This window comes from Pseudomonas sp. MDT1-85, from assembly GCF_054898065.1.
This window is the reverse complement of the sequence record NZ_CM142715.1, coordinates 4,447,420-4,464,975: the sequence shown is the minus strand read 5'-3', so window position 1 is coordinate 4,464,975 and position 17,556 is coordinate 4,447,420. Positions and strand designations below refer to the sequence as shown.

The following is a 17,556-nucleotide window of genomic DNA, read 5'->3' as shown; positions in this document are numbered from 1 at the left end:
GTGACGTACGAAAACCGATTCCACTTGCAAGCCGAATTCAGGCAGGAAACCTCATGACCGACGCGTTCGAACTCCCTAGCACACTGGTCCAAGCCCTTCAGCGCCGCGCGGCCCTGACGCCGGACCGGGTGGCCTTGCGTTTTCTCGCCGAAACCCAGGATCAGGCGGTGGTGCTCAGTTATCGTGAGCTCGATCAACGGGCGCGAACCATTGCCGGTGCGTTGCAGGCCGAGGCGTCGTTCGGTGATCGCGCGGTGCTGCTGTTTCCCAGCGGCCCGGATTACGTCGCGGCGTTTTTTGGCTGTCTGTACGCAGGTGTAATTGCAGTGCCGGCCTATCCGCCTGAATCGACCCGTCGTCATCACCAGGAACGTCTGCTGTCGATCATTGGCGATGCCGAACCGCGCTTGCTGTTGACCAGCGCCGACCTGCGCGACGCGTTGCTGCAAATCGACGAGGCGCCGCCGCTGTTGTGTGTCGATACCCTCGACAGCGCCCTGGCCGAACGCTGGGTCGCGCCGGACTTGCACGGCGATCACATCGCCTTCCTGCAATACACCTCCGGTTCCACTGCGTTACCTAAAGGTGTGCAAGTCAGCCACGGCAACCTGGTGGCCAACGAACTGCTGATTCGTCACGGATTCGGCATCGATCTGAACCCCGACGACGTGATCGTCAGCTGGTTGCCGCTGTACCACGACATGGGCCTGATCGGTGGCCTGTTGCAGCCGATTTTCAGCGGTGTACCGTGCGTGTTGATGTCGCCGGCGTACTTCCTCGGCCGACCATTGCGCTGGCTGGAGGCGATCAGCGAATACGGCGGCACCATCAGCGGCGGGCCGGACTTCGCCTATCGACTGTGCAGCGAACGGGTCAGCGAATCGGCGCTGGAACGCCTCGACCTGAGTGGCTGGCGCGTGGCGTATTCCGGTTCCGAACCGATTCGCCTCGACACCCTCGAGCGCTTCGCCGAGAAGTTCGCGGCCTGTGGCTTTACACCGGACAGCTTCATGGCCTCTTACGGTCTGGCGGAAGCCACACTGTTCGTTGCCGGCAGCCCGCGCGGCCAGGGCATTCCATCGTTGCGTGTGGATGATCAAGCGCTGGCGCAGAACCGTGCCGAGCCGGGCGAAGGCAATCCGATCATGAGTTGCGGCATCAGCCAGCCGGATCACGCGGTGCTGATTGTCGATGCCGTATCGCTCGAAGAACTCGCCGACAACGCGGTCGGTGAAATCTGGGCTGCCGGGCCGAGCATCGCCCATGGCTACTGGCGCAATCCCGAAGCCACGGCCAAGACTTTCGTCCAGCACGCCGGCCGCACCTGGCTGCGCACCGGCGACCTGGGCTTTTTGCGTGACGGTGAGCTGTTCATCACCGGGCGCCTGAAAGACATGCTGATCGTTCGCGGTCACAACCTCTATCCGCAGGACATCGAGCAGACTGTCGAGCGAGAAGTGGAGGTGGTGCGCAAAGGTCGCGTGGCCGCATTCGCAGTCAACATCGAGGGTCAGGAGGGCATCGGCATCGCCGCGGAAATCAGCCGCAGCGTGCAGAAAATCCTGCCGCCCGAGGCGCTGATCAAAGCCATCCGTCAAGCAGTGGCCGAGGCGTACCAGGAAGCGCCGAGCGTGGTGGTATTGCTCAATCCGGGGGCGTTGCCGAAGACATCCAGCGGTAAGCTCCAACGCTCGGCGTGCCGTAATCGCCTGGCCGATGGCAGCCTCGACAGCTATGCGCTGTTCCCGTCGGCAGACATCGCAAGCACGTCTGAAACCAGCACCGGCTCAGAGCTGCAAACCCTGATCGGCCAGATCTGGTGTGATCAATTGCAGGTCAAGCAGATCAACGCAGACGATCACTTCTTCCTGCTCGGCGGCAACTCCATCGCCGCCACCCAAGTAGTCGCACGCCTGCGTGAAGAGTTGGGGCTGGAGCTGAATCTGCGCCTGTTGTTCGAAGCGACAACCCTCGGCGCATTCGCTGCCGCCGTCGCCCGGCAACAACAGGATGGCGGCGTGGCCCAAGGCGCGATCATGCCCTTGTCGCGCAGCGAAGCCATGCCGCAATCCCTGGCGCAAAACCGTTTGTGGATCACCTGGCAACTCGACCCGCAGAGCAGCGCCTACAACATCCCCGGTGCTTTGCGCCTGCGCGGCGAACTGGACGAAGACGCCTTGCGCGCCAGTTTCCAGCAACTGATCGAACGTCACGAATCCCTGCGCACGCGGTTTTTCGAACGTGACGGTGTGGCCCTGCAACAGGTCATTGCTGCCGGCGAATTCAACCTGCAAGTGATCGACATCAGCGACCTGCCAATCGTCGAGCGAGAAGCCCGCGCGCAGCAAATACGCGAGGACGAAGCTCGTACCCAGTTCGATCTGGAAAAAGGCCCGCTGCTGTGGGTGACCCTGGTGCGCCTCGACGATGAGGACCATCAACTGCTGGTGACGATGCACCACATCATCGCCGACGGCTGGTCGATGAACGTGTTGATCGACGAATTCTCGCGACTGTACGCGGCCGCTTCTCAAGGCCAGACCGCCAGCCTTCCAGCCTTGCCGACGCAATACGCCGACTATGGCAGTTGGCAGCGTCAGTGGTTGGCGCAAGGCGAGGGCGAGCGTCAACTCGCTTACTGGACCGAGCAGTTGGGCGTTGATCATCCGACCCTGAACCTGGCCACCGATCATCCGCGTTCGGCGCAACACATTCACAGCGCCGCCCGCCACACGCTGCGTTTGGACGCCAGCCTGAGCGATGCCATTCGCCAGACTGCCCAGGCTCATGAATCGACGCCGTTCATGCTGTTGCTCGCGGCATTCCAGAGCTTATTGCATCGCTATAGCGGCCAACGCGATATCCGCATCGGCGTGCCGAATGCCAACCGTCCGCGCCTGGAAACCCAAGGGCTGATCGGTTTCTTCATCAACACTCAAGTGCTGCGCGCCGAGGTGGATTCGCGACTGCCGTTCGTTGAGTTGCTGACGCAATCCCGTCAAGCCGCATTGGGTGCGCAAGCGCATCAGGATCTGCCGTTCGAACAACTGCTCGAAGCCTTCCCGCAGGCCCGCGAGCAGGGTCTGTTCCAGGTGATGTTCAACCATCAGCAACGGGATCTCAGTGCACTGCGTCGCTTGCCGGGACTGCTCGCCGAAGAGCTGCCGTGGCACAGTCGCGAAGCCAAGTTCGACCTGCAGCTGCACAGTGAAGAAGACCGCAATGGTCGCCTGAGCCTGTCGTTCGACTACGCCAGCGAGCTGTTCGACGCAGCGACTATCGAGCGGCTGGCCGAGCATTTCGCCAATCTGCTGCGAGCTGTCTGCGAACAACCGACGACCGCCATCGGCGACCTGCAACTGCTGACCCCGGGCGAGCACGATCAGCAATCCGCCTGGAGCGCCGTACCGTGCACACCGGCCAGCCAATGGCTGCCTGAGTTGCTCAACGAACAGGCGCGCCAGACCCCGGAGCGCACCGCGCTGCTGTGGGACGGCGGCAGCCTGGATTTCGCCGAACTGCACGCTCAGGCCAACCGCCTGGCGCATTACCTGCGTGACAAAGGTGTCGGGCCGGACGTGTGCGTGGCCATCGCCGCCGAGCGTTCGCCGCAGTTGTTGATTGGCTTGCTGGCGATCATCAAGGCCGGCGGCGCTTATGTGCCGCTGGACCCGGATTACCCGGCTGAGCGGCTGGCCTACATGCTCAGTGACAGTGGCGTCGAACTGCTGCTGACCCAAACTGAATTGCTCGACCGCCTGCCGGCCACCGACGGCGTCAGCGTGATTGCCATGGACGCCCTGCATCTGGAGAACTGGCCAAGCCATGCGCCGGGTCTGCACCTGCACGGCGACAACCTGGCCTACGTGATTTATACCTCCGGCTCCACCGGTCAACCGAAGGGCGTTGGCAACACTCACGCGGCGCTCGCTGAACGCCTGCAATGGATGCAAGCCACCTACCGTCTGGACCAAACCGACGTACTGATGCAAAAAGCGCCGATCAGTTTCGACGTGTCGGTGTGGGAATGCTTCTGGCCGCTGATCACCGGATGCCGTCTGCTGCTCGCGGGCCCCGGCGAACACCGCGATCCGCACCGCATCGCGCAACTGGTTCAGCAATACGGTGTGACCACGCTGCACTTCGTACCGCCGTTGCTTTCCTTGTTCATCGACGAACCGCTCAGCGCAGAATGCACCAGCCTGCGTCGACTGTTCTCCGGTGGTGAAGCGTTGCCCGCTGAACAGCGTAACCGCGTGTTGGAACACTTGCCTGCGGTGCAACTGCACAACCGCTACGGCCCGACCGAAACGGCAATCAACGTCACCCACTGGCATTGCACAACCGCCGATGGCGAGCGCTCGCCGATTGGCCGGCCATTGGGCAACGTGCTGTGCCGCGTGCTCGACAGTGACCTCAATCCTGTACCGGCCGGTGTGCCGGGTGAACTGTGCATCAGTGGTAGCGGTTTGGCCCGCGGCTATCTGGGCCGTCCGGCGCTGACCGCCGAGCGCTTTGTGGTCGATCCGCTGGGTGAGCAGGGCGCGCGTCTGTACCGCACCGGTGACCGTGCTCGCTGGGCCGCCGATGGTGTGATCGAATACCTCGGTCGTCTCGATCAGCAAGTCAAACTGCGTGGTTTTCGTGTCGAGCCGGAAGAAATCGAAGCGCGTCTATTGGCGCAGTCTGGCGTCGCCCAAGCGGTGGTGCTGGTGCGCGAAACGGCGGCGGGTGGGCAGTTGATCGGTTACTACACCGCCACTGAAACCAGCGAAACCATCGATGCTCAAACCACGCGCCTGAAAACCGCGCTGGCCGCTGAGCTGCCGGAATACATGGTCCCGGCGCAACTCATGCGTCTGGATGAAATGCCCCTGAGCCCGAGCGGCAAACTCGACCGTCGCGCCTTGCCGGAACCTCAGTGGCAGGTCCGCGAACACGTCGAACCGGTCACAGCCCTTGAGCAACAAATCGCCGGCATCTGGCGAGAGGTGCTGGGCCAGACACAGATCGGCCTGCGCGATGATTTCTTCGCCCTAGGCGGCCACTCGCTGCTGGCCACGCAAATCATTTCCCGTACCCGCCAAGCCTGCGACGTCGAATTGCCGTTGCGGGCGCTGTTCGAGGCCAGTGAACTGGCTGCTTTTGCCGAACAGGTTCGCTTGATCCAGGCCAGCGGCAAAACCAACAAGCAGCCGCCGATCGAGAAAGTCGATCGCAGCCAACCGGTGCCACTGTCCTATTCCCAGCAACGCATGTGGTTCCTCTGGCAGATGGAACCGGACAGCCCGGCCTACAACGTCGGCGGCATGGCGCGGTTGCGCGGCGTGCTGGATGTCGGGCGTTTCGAAGCGGCGCTGCAAGCGTTGATCATGCGCCACGAAACCCTGCGCACGACGTTCCCGAGCATCGACGGCGTGGCCCGGCAACAGGTTCATCCAGACACCCGCCTGCGCATGGACTGGAAGGATTTCACCACGCTGGATGCCGATGGCCGCGAATGGCAGGTCCAGCAACTGGCCGATGACGAAGCCCATAAACCTTTCGATCTGGAAACCGGACCGCTGCTGCGTGCTTGCCTGGTCAAGACCGCCGAGCAGGAGCATTACTTCGTCCTGACCCTGCACCACATCGTCACCGAAGGTTGGGCGATGGACATCTTCGCCCGGGAACTGAGCGCGCTCTACGAAGCGTTCGTCGATGACCGCGATTCGCCGCTGCAACCACTGCCGGTGCAGTACCTGGATTACAGCGTCTGGCAGCGTCAGTGGCTGGAATCCGGCGAACGTCAGCGCCAGCTCGATTACTGGACCGCGCAACTGGGCCGCGAACATCCGCTGCTGGAATTGCCCGCCGATCGTCCGCGTCCGCCGGTGCAAAGCCATCAGGGCGAACTGTTCCGCTTCGACCTCAGCGATGATCTTGCGGCGCGGGTTCGTGCCTTCAACGCCTACAACGGTCTGACCCTGTTCATGACCATGACTGCCGCACTGGCGGTGCTGCTTTATCGCTACAGTGGCCAGACCGATCTGCGCATCGGTGCGCCGGTGGCCAACCGCATTCGTCCGGAAAGCGAAGGGCTGATCGGCGCGTTCCTCAACACTCAAGTGCTGCGTTGCCAGCTCGACGGGCAGATGTCCGTCGGCGAGTTGTTCAAGCAGGTTCGCCACACCGTGATCGAAGGCCAGTCCCATCAGGACCTGCCGTTCGATCATCTGGTGGAAGCTTTGCAGCCGCCCCGCAGTGCTGCGTACAACCCGCTGTTCCAGGTGATGTGCAACGTGCAGCGCTGGGAATTCCAGCAGAGTCGCACCCTGGCCGGGATGACCGTCGAGTACCTGGCCAACGATGCGCGAGCGACCAAGTTCGACCTCAACCTGGAAGTCACCGACCTCGACCATCGCCTCGGTTGCTGCCTGACCTACAGCACCGATTTGTTCGATGAACCACGCATTGCGCGCATGGCCGGGCACTGGCGCAATCTGCTGGAAGCGTTGCTCGTCGATCCGCTACAACGCCTCAGCGAACTGCCGTTGCTGGAGGCCACCGAACAGCAAAACCTGCTCGACAGCCTTGGCATCGAGCCGGGCGAACATCGCCTCGATCAATGCATCCATCACCTGTTCAGCGAGCAGGCTCTGGTGCGCAAGGACGCACCGGCGCTGACCTTCGCCGGACAAACCCTGAGCTACGCCGAGCTCGACAGCCGCGCCAATCGTCTGGCCTGGATGCTTCGCGAACGTGGAGTCGGGCCGCAGGTTCGGGTCGGTCTGGCTTTGGAGCGTTCGCTGGAGATGGTCGTCGGCCTGCTGGCGATCCTCAAGGCTGGCGGCGCGTATGTGCCGCTGGACCCGGAATACCCGCTGGACCGCTTGCACTACATGATTGAAGACAGTGGCATCGGTTTGCTGCTCAGCGATGCGGCGATGTTCGCGGCGCTCGGTGAATTGCCGGTCAGCGTCGGCCGATGGTGCCTGGAAGACGACTCCGCTGCATTGGCCAACTATCCGGCCAGCGAACTGCCGTTTATCAGCCTGCCGCAACATCAGGCGTACCTGATTTACACCTCCGGCTCCACCGGCAAACCGAAAGGCGTGGTGGTGTCCCACGGTGAAATCGCCATGCATTGCCGCGCGGTGATCGAACGTTTCGCCATGCGACCCGACGACTGTGAGTTGCACTTCTATTCGATCAACTTCGATGCCGCGACCGAACGTCTGCTGGTGCCGCTGTTGAGCGGCGCGCAGGTTGTCCTGCGTGCTCAGGGCCAGTGGGATGCAGAAGAGATTTGCGGGCTGATTCGTCGCCACAACATCAATATTCTTGGTTTCACCCCAAGCTACGGCAGCCAGTTGGCGCAATGGCTGGCGACCCAGGGCGAAACCCTGCCGGTGCGCATGTGCATCACCGGCGGCGAGGCGCTGACCGGCGAACACCTGCAACGAATTCGCGCGGCGTTCAAGCCGAGCCTGTTTTTCAATGCCTACGGCCCAACCGAAACCGTGGTCATGCCGCTCTCCAGCGTGGCACCCGAGCAATTGGAAGAAGGGCTGGGCAGTGTGCCGATTGGCAGCGTGATCGGCGCTCGGGTGGCGTACATCCTCGACGCCGATCTGGCGTTGGTGCCGCAAGGCGCGACAGGCGAGTTGTATGTCGGCGGTGCAGGTCTGGCGCAGGGGTATCACCAGCGTCCAGGCATGACCGCCGAACGGTTTGTCGCCGATCCTTTTGCAGTGAAGGGCGGACGTCTGTACCGCACCGGCGACCTTGTCCGTCAGCGCGCCGATGGTCTGGTCGAGTACCTCGGCCGGATCGACCATCAAGTGAAGATCCGTGGTTTCCGCATCGAACTGGGCGAAATCGAAACCCGTTTGCTGGAACACGAATCCGTGCGTGAGGCGGTGGTGCTGGCCCTCGACGCACCGAGCGGCAAGCAATTGGTCGGCTACCTGGTCACCCACGTCGCCGAACAGGATGAAGCGCAACAAGCTGCATTGCGCGAAGCGTTGAAGGCGCACCTCAAATCGCAGTTGCCGGATTACATGGTGCCGACGCACTTGATCCTGCTGGCCAGCATGCCGCTGACCGCCAACGGCAAACTCGACCGCCGCGCACTGCCGGTCCCGGACCCGGAGTTGAATCGTCAGCAGTACGTGGCGCCGAGCAACGAACTCGAGCTGACCCTGGCTGGCATTTGGTGTGACGTGCTGAACGTCCAGCAGGTCGGCCTCAACGACAATTTCTTCGAACTGGGCGGCGATTCGATTCTGTCGATCCAGGTGGTCAGCCGTTCGCGGCAGCAGGGTATCCATTTCAGCCCACGGGACTTGTTCCAGCACCAGACCGTGCAGACGCTGGCCGCCGTCGCGACCCGCACCGAGCAGGTCACCGCCGAGCAAGGTCTGCTCACGGGCGAATCGCGTTTGACGCCGATTCAGCATTGGTTCTTCGACACTGAAATCCCCCGGCGTCAACACTGGAACCAGGCGTTGCTGCTGGAACCGACCGTGGCGCTCGACCCTCATCGTCTTGAGCAAGCGCTGCTGGCGGTGATCGAACAGCACGACGCCTTGCGCCTGCGCTTTACCGAAGTCGCCGGCCATTGGCAGGCCGAACACCAGGCGGTTTCCGACGCTGCCGTGCTGTGGCAGGTGCATGTGCCGGCCATGGACAAATGCGTGGCGCTGTTCGCCGATGCCCAACGCAGCCTCGACCTTGTGCAAGGGCCGCTAATGCGGGCGCTGCTGGTCGATGATCCTGAGGGGCAACAACGGCTGTTCATTGCCATTCACCACTTGGTGGTGGACGGGGTGTCGTGGCGGGTGCTGCTGGACGATCTGCAAACGGTTTATCGTCAGATCGAGTCCCGACAATCAGTAAAACTGCCGGCAAAAACCAGCGGCTTCAAAGACTGGGCCGCACGGTTGCAGGCTTATGCCGGCAGCGAATCCCTGCGTGAAGAATTGAGTTGGTGGCAGACGCAACTGGCCGGCCCAAGCGCTGAATTGCCGTGTGATCGTCCGCAGGGTGGCCAGCAAAATCGTCACGCGCAAACCGTCAGCGTGCGTCTCGACAGCGAGCGTACCCGCCAACTGCTGCAACAGGCGCCGACGGCCTATCGCACTCAGGTCAATGACCTGCTGCTGACCGCATTGGCCCGTGTGGTGTGTCGCTGGAGCGGTCATGAGTCGGCGTTGATTCAACTCGAAGGCCACGGCCGCGAAACCCTGTTCGACGAGATCGACCTGACCCGCACCGTTGGCTGGTTCACCAGCGCCTATCCGCTGCGCCTCACACCCATGAGTGAACAGGGTGCGTCGATCAAGGCGATCAAGGAACAACTGCGCGCGGTGCCGCACAAAGGTTTGGGTTATGGCGTGCTGCGTTACCTGGCCGACGGTGTGTGCCGTCAGACCATGGCCGCGCTGCCGGTGGCGCCGATCACCTTCAACTACCTGGGTCAGTTCGACCAGAGCTTGGGCAGTGATGCGCTGTTCCGTCCGCTCGATGTACCGGTGGGCGCGGCCCACGATCCACACGCGCCGCTGCCCAACGAGCTGAGCGTCGACAGTCAGGTCTACGGCGGTGAGTTAGTGCTGCGCTGGACCTTCAGCGCCGAACGCCACGATCTGCAAACCATCACCGAACTGGCAGAGGCGTATCTGGGCGAGTTGCAAAGCCTGATCCAGCATTGCCTGAGCGACAACGCGGGCGGGCTGACGCCGTCGGACTTCCCGCTGGCCAGACTGACTCAGCCGCAACTCGACGCATTGCCAGTCCCGGCGGCGATAATCGAAGACGTCTACCCGCTGACGCCCATGCAGGAAGGCATGCTGCTGCACACCTTGCTCGAACCGGGCACCGGCCTCTACTACATGCAGGATCGCTACCGCATTAACAGCGAGCTCGACCCGCAACGTTTCGCTCAGGCCTGGCAAGCGGTGATCGCCCGTCACGAAGCCTTGCGCGCATCGTTCTGCTGGAACGTCGGCGAAGACATGCTGCAAGTGATCCATAAACCGGGCAGCACGCCGATCGAATATCTGGACTGGAGCGCGGTTGCCGAAATCGAGCAAGAGCCGAAGTTGCAGGCGCTGCTGAAAAGCGAGCGTGAGGCCGGGTTCGATTTGCTCAATCAGGCACCGTTCCACCTGCGCTTGATCCGCGTGGGCGCGGCGCGCTACTGGTTCATGATGAGCAACCACCACATTCTCATCGATGCCTGGTGCCGTTCGCTGCTGATGAACGATTTCTTCGAGATCTACACCGCCCTCGGCGAAGGCCGCGAAGCGCAGCTTGGGCTTGTGTCGCGTTATCGCGATTACATTGGTTGGCTGCAACGCCAGAGCCTGGCCGAAGCGCGACAGTGGTGGCAGCAGAACCTGCAAGGTTTCGAGCGCACCACGCCGATTCCAAGCGACCGGCCGTTCCTGCGTGAACATGCCGGCGACAGCGGTGGCATGATCGTCGGCGACCGCTATACCCGACTCGATGCCCGCGATGGTGCGCAACTGCGCGAACTGGCGCAGGCCCATCAGCTGACCATCAACACCTTCGCCCAAGCGGCGTGGGCGCTGGTGCTGCGTCGCTTGAGCGGTGATCGCGACGTGCTGTTTGGCGTCACGGTGGCCGGGCGCCCGGTGGAAATGCCGGAGATGCAACGCACCGTCGGGCTGTTCATCAACAGCATCGCCCTGCGGGTGAAAATGCCCGAAGACGATCAGCGCTGCAGCGTTCGTCAGTGGCTCACTGGCTTGCTCGACAGCAACATGCAACTGCGCGAGTACGAATACCTGCCGCTGGTGAGCATCCAGGAAAACAGCGAACTGCCTAAAGGCCAGCCGCTGTTCGACAGCCTGTTCGTGTTCGAAAACGCGCCGGTGGAAGTCTCGGTGCTGGACCGTGCACAAAGCCTCAACGCGACTTCGGATTCGGGCCGCACCCACACCAACTTCCCGTTGACGGCAGTGTGTTATCCGGGCGATGACCTGGGCTTGCACCTGTCCTACGACCAGCGTTATTTCGACGAATCCACGGTCGAGCGCATGCTCGGTGAATTCAAGCGCCTGCTGCTGGCGTTGGTCGAAGGCTTCCATGGCGACATGGCCGATCTGCCGCTGCTGGGCACCGAGGAACAGGACTTCCTGATCCATGGCTGCAACCAGAGCGAACACGACTACCCGCTGGAGCAGAGCTATGCCTCATTGTTCGAAGCGCAGGTTGCCGAGCATCCGCAGCGAGTTGCCGCCAGTTGTCTGGATCAGCAACACAGCTACGTTGAGCTGAATCAGCGCAGCAACCGTCTCGGCCATGCGCTGATTGCAGCCGGCGTCGGCCTGGATCAACCGGTGGCGCTACTTGCCGAACGTAACCTCGATCTGCTGGGCATGATCATTGGCAGCTTCAAGGCCGGTGCCGGTTACCTGCCGCTGGACCCGGGCCTGCCGAGTCAGCGCTTGAGCCGCATCATTGACCTGAGCCGCACGCCGTTGCTGGTTTGTACTCAGGCGTGTCGTGAACAAGCCGTCGCGCTGCTGGAAGAGTTTGGTTGTGCCAACCGACCTCGATTGCTGGTCTGGGAAGACGTGCAGGCGAGCGATGTTTCGGTGGTCAATCCGGGTATTTACAGTGGCCCGGACAACCTCGCCTATGTGATCTACACCTCGGGTTCCACCGGCTTGCCGAAGGGCGTGATGGTCGAGCAGCGCGGCATGCTCAATAACCAGTTGAGCAAGGTGCCGTACCTGAAACTGAGCGCCGCCGATGTGATCGCCCAGACCGCCTCGCAAAGCTTCGACATTTCGGTCTGGCAGTTCCTCGCCGCACCGCTGTTCGGCGCTCGGGTGGACATCGTGCCGAACAGCATTGCCCATGATCCGCAGGGGTTGCTGGCCCATGTTCAGAGCCACGGCATCACCGTGCTGGAAAGCGTGCCGTCGCTGATTCAGGGCATGCTCGTCCAGGACCGCATGAGTCTCGATGGCCTGCGCTGGATGCTGCCGACCGGTGAAGCGATGCCGCCGGAACTGGCGCATCAATGGTTGCTGCGTTACCCGGAAATTGGTCTGGTGAATGCCTATGGCCCGGCGGAATGCTCGGACGATGTGGCGTTCTTCCGCGTCGACCTGGCTTCGACGCGCGGCAGTTATCTGCCGATTGGCACGCCGACCGACAACAACCGTTTGTACCTGCTCGATGGCGCGCTGGAACTGGTGCCGTTGGGGGCGGTGGGTGAGTTGTGCGTGGCCGGCACCGGTGTGGGGCGCGGCTATGTGAGCGATCCGTTGCGCACTGCGCAAGTGTTTGTGCCGAACCCGTTCGGCGCGCCGGGGGATCGCTTGTATCGCACCGGCGACCTGGCCCGACGTCGCAGTGATGGCGTGTTGGAATACGTCGGGCGCATCGACCATCAAGTGAAGATCCGCGGTTACCGCATTGAACTGGGTGAAATCGAGGCCCGTCTGCACGAGCAACCGGAAGTTCGCGATGCAGCGGTGGGTGTGCAGGAAGGTGTCAACGGCAAGCATTTGGTCGGCTATCTGGTTGCAGCGGATTCGGCGCTGAACCCGAACGAACGACTGGAGCGCATCAAGCAACGTCTGCGCGGCGAATTGCCGGAATACATGGTGCCGCTGCACTGGTTGTGGCTCGACAAGCTGCCGCTCAACGCCAACGGCAAACTCGATCGCAAGGCCTTGCCGGCGCTGGAGATTGGCCAGTTGCAGAGCCAGGACTACCAGGCGCCGCGCAATGAGCTGGAACAGACCCTGGCGGATATTTGGGCCGAGGTGTTGAAGGTCGAGAAGGTCGGCGTGCGTGACAACTTCTTCGAACTCGGCGGGCATTCGCTGCTGGCCACACAGATCGCCTCGCGGGTGCAAAAAGCCCTGCAACGCAACGTGCCGCTGCGGGCGATGTTCGAGTGCAGCACGGTGGCGGAGTTGGCCAAGTACATCGACGGGTTGGCGGCGAGCGACATTACCGAGGAGAAGGTGGATCGGCTTAATGACCTGATGGCGGAGTTGGAGGGGCTGTAGTTCTTTAGCGCCGGCGAGGGCCCTTTCGCGGGCAAGCCTCGCTCCTACAGTATCGAGTCGTTCGCAATAATCGCGATTGACTCAAGTCCGTAGGAGCGAGGCTTGCCCGCGAAGGCGTCATCACAGACACCACAAAGGTTGACTGCCGGTGCCCACCGGCTCAGTCTTCCTGTGCTTTTTAATGGATCCGATTTCACCAGGGAGACAGTCGATGCCCTTCGTAACGGTTGATGGACAAGCGCTTCACTACACAGATCAAGGCACAGGCCCTGCGGTTCTGCTGGCCGGCAGTTACCTGTGGGACCAGGCCATGTGGGCGCCACAGATTACGGCGCTGTCGCAGCACTATCGGGTCATCGCCCTGGACCTGTGGGGCCATGGCGAATCCGGGCGGATGCCCGAGTGCACGACGTCGCTGGATGACGTGGCGCGCCAGGCACTGGCATTGCTCGATCATCTGGACATCGATCGCATCACGCTGGTCGGTCTTTCGGTGGGTGGCATGTGGGGCGTTCGACTGGCGCTGTCAGCACCACAGCGGCTCAACGGTCTGGTGCTGATGGACACCTACGTCGGCGTCGAACCGGAACCTACCCGCCAATACTATTTCTCTCTGTTCAAGCAGATCGAAGACAGCGGTGTGATCTCGCCGCAACTGCTCGACATTATTGTGCCGATCTTCTTCCGTCCGGGCATCGATCCGCAGTCGGCGCTGTATCAGGATTTCCGCGCCAAACTGGCTGCGCTGCCGGCCGACCGTTTGCGTCAAAGCATCGTGCCGATGGGGAGGATTACCTTTGGTCGTGATGATCTGTTGCCGCGCCTGGGTGAACTGAACCCTGACACCACGCTGTTGATGTGCGGCGATGAGGACAAACCGCGGCCGCCGTCGGAAACCAAAGAAATGGCCGAGTTGATCGGTTGCCCGTATGTGCTGGTGCCGGAGGCGGGGCATATCTCTAATCTGGAGAATCCGCAGTTTGTTACCGACGCGCTGTTGAAGTTTTTGGCTGAGAGAACTTAGTCGATCAGGCGGACGCCTTCGCGGGCAAGCCTCGCTCCTACAGTATTGAGTCGTTCGCAATAATCGCGAATCACGCAACTCCTGTAGGAGCGAGGCTTGCCCGCGAAGAGGCCGGTGGGATTACTTAGGCCCGAGAATCTTCACCAACTTCTCCGGCGACGGCGCGCCTTGCTGCTGTTGCAGCTGACCTTTGTCATCCATATAGAAAATCGCCGGGGTGGCAGCCAGTTCCAGGTCTTCCATCAACTGCATGTTCGCCGCCAGTTTCGCCTGAATGGCCGGCGGCACATCTTTCAGGGCTTTGAGCGAGCTGTCCTTGCCGGATTTCTCGTGGTCTGCCAACGCTTTTTGCGGGTCCTTGGCGGCCAGCAGCGCAGCGGATTTGCCCGGGCTGTCTTCGCGAATGATGCCGACCATGATGTGCCGCAATTGCACCTTGCCAGCCTTGACCCACGGCCGCGCCTGTTCCCAGAACATGTTGCAGTACGGGCAATTCGGGTCACTGAATAGATAGACGATTCGCGGCGCATCCTTGTTGCCGTCGCCGATCCAGTTGCTCGCTTCCATCTTGCCCCAGACTTCCTTGGCCATCGGCGCGTAGACCAGTTTCTGCAACGGCGCGCTGCTCAGGTCATTGCCTTCGGCGTCGTACAGATTGCCCAGCAGTACATGTTTACCGTCCGGGGTCAGGTACAGCGCCATGCCGCGGTTCTGGTATTGCGCTGCATAACCGCGCAGGCCGTCGGGCGCATCGAAGGTGCCGACGATTTTGGCGCCCTTGGCTTCGATCTTCTTGATCGCTTCAGGCAATTCTTCGGCCTGTACTGACGGCAAATGCAGCAGGGCGGCACCCAGGGTTAACGTCAGCAGGTGGCGGAGGCGGAGCATGGCAGTTTCCTTGAAGGCGTGGCCGAGGTGGCCGGGTTCGGGGTGTCGAAGTTTTCCAGGGCGCGGGCCAGGCTGGCTTCAGAGAGCTCGCCCAGATGGCTGCCCAGCAGTTGCCCGGCGGGGTTATAGAACAGCGTAGTCGGCAATGCCATGGAACCCACGGCCTGACCCAATCGACCGCTGCCATCGAACAGCACATTAGTCAGGCTCAGGCCCTGGGTTTCGAGAAAGGTGCTGACGCTCTGCATGCTTTCGGCCTGATTGACGAACAGAAAGGTCAGGTCCGGACGCTGTTGCTGGGCGTTTTCCAGCACCGGCATTTCCCGGCGGCACGGCGGGCACCAGGTGGCCCAAAGATTGATGACCAACGGACCGCCCTGGTAGTCACTGAGCTGTATGGTTTGGCCGGCGGCATTGCGCAGGGTGATCTGCGGCAGACGCGTGCCTTGTTCGTAAATACTCAGGGAGAAGGTTGCCAGCAGCCAGAATGCCAGACCGCAACCTACGCCGAAGCCTAACGGGCGACGCAGTGCCGGACGACGCCAGCCTCGATACAAGGCGGCGAGCAACAGCACGACCACACCGGGCCAGGCGAGAAAACCACCGTCGCGCAGGTCGATGATCTGCCACGGATCGTTGCGATACTGCGCCCAGTAGGCGATCACGAAACCGACCCGGGCCGCCAGCATGCCGAGCAGAAACAGGCTGAACAGCACCGACTCCGGGTTCTCGCCGCCACGCTTGGCCACCCGCCAGCCGACAAAAGTCGCCAGCGCCAGGGCACTGATCAGCAACAGGTGATTAAGCGCGATGGCAAAGGTGCCGAGGGTAAAAGTCAGCATTAACGAGCGTCTCGGGTGGTGGTCCAGCGTTGCAGGAAGGTGTTGGCATCGACCTCACCGGTGATGCGCTGGCTGCGGCGCTCTTCGCCGTCGGGGCCGATCCACAACAGGCTTGGCGGCCCCGGCACTTTATAACGGCCGAGCAGTTCGCGGCTGGCGGCATTGTCGGCGGTGACGTCCAGCCGTAGCAAGCGCACATCGCTGAGCGCCTCCAGTACCTGCGGTTTGCCGAAGACCTGTTTTTCCATGACTTTGCACGACACACACCAGTCGGCGTAATAATCGAGCAGTACCCATTGACCCTGGGCCTTGGCTGCATCGAGTTCGCGTTGCAGAGCGGCCGGCTCCTTGATCGTAGTGAATGCATCATGCGCGCTCGGCGCGGCAGCGCCGGTACGGCCGGCGCTATACACGTGCAGCGGCTGATACGGATCGTCACTGCCGCCCGCCGCACCGACCACCAGCAGGCTGCCCCACAGTCCCAGCAACAGCGAGCTGGCGCCGAACAGTTGGGCGATGCGGCCGAAGCCCTCGGACTGTTTCCACGCGCTGTAAGCGGCGATTAACAGCAAGGCACCGCACAACCCGAGCCATAGAGAAGGCGCGAGCACCGGCCGCAGCATTAGCAATGCCGTGGCGAGGAAGAGGAAACCGAACACACCCTTGAGCAGATTCATCCATGCGCCGGGTTTGGGTAGGAAGCGATTGCCGACAGTCACCAGCAACAACAGCGGCACACCGATGCCGATGCCCATGGCGAACAGAATCAGCCCGCCGTGCAGGGCATTTCCACTCTGGGCGATATAGAGCAGAGCCCCCGCCAGCGGTGCGGTCATGCACGGACCGACCAGCAGGCCGGACAAAGCCCCGAGCACACCGGCACCGATCAGGCTGCCCCCGCGCTGATTGCGCGAAACATGCTCCAGCCGATCTCGCACGGCCACCGGCAATTGCAGCTCAAAGAAACCGAACATCGGCAAGGCCAGCAGCACGAACACCACCGCAAAACTGCCCAACAACCAAGGGTTCTGTAGCAGCGCTTGAAGGTTCGCGCCAAGCAGCGCAGCCAGAACGCCCATTGCTGCATACACCAGCGCCATGCTCACGACGTAACTGGTCGCCAAAGCGAATCCGCGTTTGGGCGTGGCCCCACTACCAACAATCAAACCCGCCAGAATCGGCAGCATCGGCAACGAACAAGGCGTGAACGCCAACAGCAGCCCCAGGCCGAAAAACACCAGCAGGCTCCAACCCAACGCTCGTTGTTGCAGGCCGCTGGCAAGGGCCTGGTCCGGCGCTTCGATGGTCACCGCTGTCGTCGCCTGGCCACCGAGATCGATGATCTGAGTCTGCGGCGGATAACACAAACCGGCATCGGCGCAGCCCTGGAAGCCAACTTTGATCTGACCAGTGGCTCCGGCCGGTATCTTCAGCTCCAGGCCCTGGCGGTAGACTTGCTGTTCGCCGAAGAACTCGTCGCTGTGGGACTCGCCCTCGGGCACAACCGGCACTTGCTCGGGGGCCAGACCGTCGAATTTCAGGCGTTTCTGATACAGGTAATAATTGTCGGCAATTTGCCAATAGAGCTGGGTTTCCCCGGATTCAAGGCGTTCGGAGGTGAAGATGAACGCTTTTTCCACCGGGAGAAACTCGGGTTTGGTCTCGAACGGATTCGTTCCAGCCTGGGCCATACCCGAGATCAACAGAACAAAGAATAAAAACAATCGACGCATGGGTAAGCCTTATCCCTGTGCAAGTGAGGTGC

General features: G+C 61.9%; 5 protein-coding genes. 2 read left to right on the top strand and 3 right to left on the bottom strand.

What is annotated here, in order from left to right; genetic code table 11:
* The first annotated feature begins 53 nt into the window (after nucleotides 1-53).
* Both ACYZT2_RS20075 and ACYZT2_RS20070 read left to right on the top strand, forming a co-directional pair.
* Entirely contained in the window at nucleotides 54-13,037 is a 12,984-nt protein-coding gene (locus ACYZT2_RS20075) for a non-ribosomal peptide synthetase (protein WP_461966709.1), read from the top strand.
* A 211-nt stretch (nucleotides 13,038-13,248) separates the two neighbouring features.
* Nucleotides 13,249-14,061, top strand: coding sequence for an alpha/beta fold hydrolase (locus tag ACYZT2_RS20070; protein ID WP_461966707.1), 813 nt, complete (start codon nucleotides 13,249-13,251; stop codon nucleotides 14,059-14,061).
* 120 nt (nucleotides 14,062-14,181) lie between these two features.
* Here the strand turns inward: ACYZT2_RS20070 and dsbG are convergent, their stop codons facing one another.
* From dsbG to dsbD, 3 genes are read right to left on the bottom strand one after another with little or no spacing between them, the layout of a single operon-like run.
* Entirely contained in the window at nucleotides 14,182-14,949 is a 768-nt protein-coding gene (dsbG, locus tag ACYZT2_RS20065) for a thiol:disulfide interchange protein DsbG (RefSeq protein WP_253552748.1), read from the bottom strand.
* The gene (locus tag ACYZT2_RS20060) at nucleotides 14,925-15,791 is read right to left on the bottom strand and encodes a TlpA family protein disulfide reductase (protein WP_461966704.1); all 867 of its coding nucleotides are present in this window, start codon (nucleotides 15,789-15,791) and stop codon (nucleotides 14,925-14,927) included. Before ACYZT2_RS20060 ends, dsbG begins: the two co-directional genes overlap by 25 nt.
* Complete coding sequence (gene dsbD / locus ACYZT2_RS20055) at nucleotides 15,791-17,524, bottom strand: protein-disulfide reductase DsbD (RefSeq protein WP_461966702.1); 1,734 nt, start codon at nucleotides 17,522-17,524, stop codon at nucleotides 15,791-15,793. Before dsbD ends, ACYZT2_RS20060 begins: the two co-directional genes overlap by 1 nt.
* Between the last annotated feature and the right edge of the window lie 32 nt (nucleotides 17,525-17,556).

Excerpts from the sequence above, each read along its gene's own strand:
- dsbD (WP_461966702.1), bottom strand. The coding sequence starts at position 17,524 with ATGCGTCGATTGTTTTTATTCTTTGTTCTGTTGATCTCGGGTATGGCC.
- ACYZT2_RS20075 (WP_461966709.1), top strand. The coding sequence starts at position 54 with ATGACCGACGCGTTCGAACTCCCTAGCACACTGGTCCAAGCCCTTCAG.
- dsbG (WP_253552748.1), bottom strand. The coding sequence starts at position 14,949 with ATGCTCCGCCTCCGCCACCTGCTGACGTTAACCCTGGGTGCCGCCCTG.
- ACYZT2_RS20060 (WP_461966704.1), bottom strand. The coding sequence starts at position 15,791 with ATGCTGACTTTTACCCTCGGCACCTTTGCCATCGCGCTTAATCACCTG.
- ACYZT2_RS20070 (WP_461966707.1), top strand. The coding sequence starts at position 13,249 with ATGCCCTTCGTAACGGTTGATGGACAAGCGCTTCACTACACAGATCAA.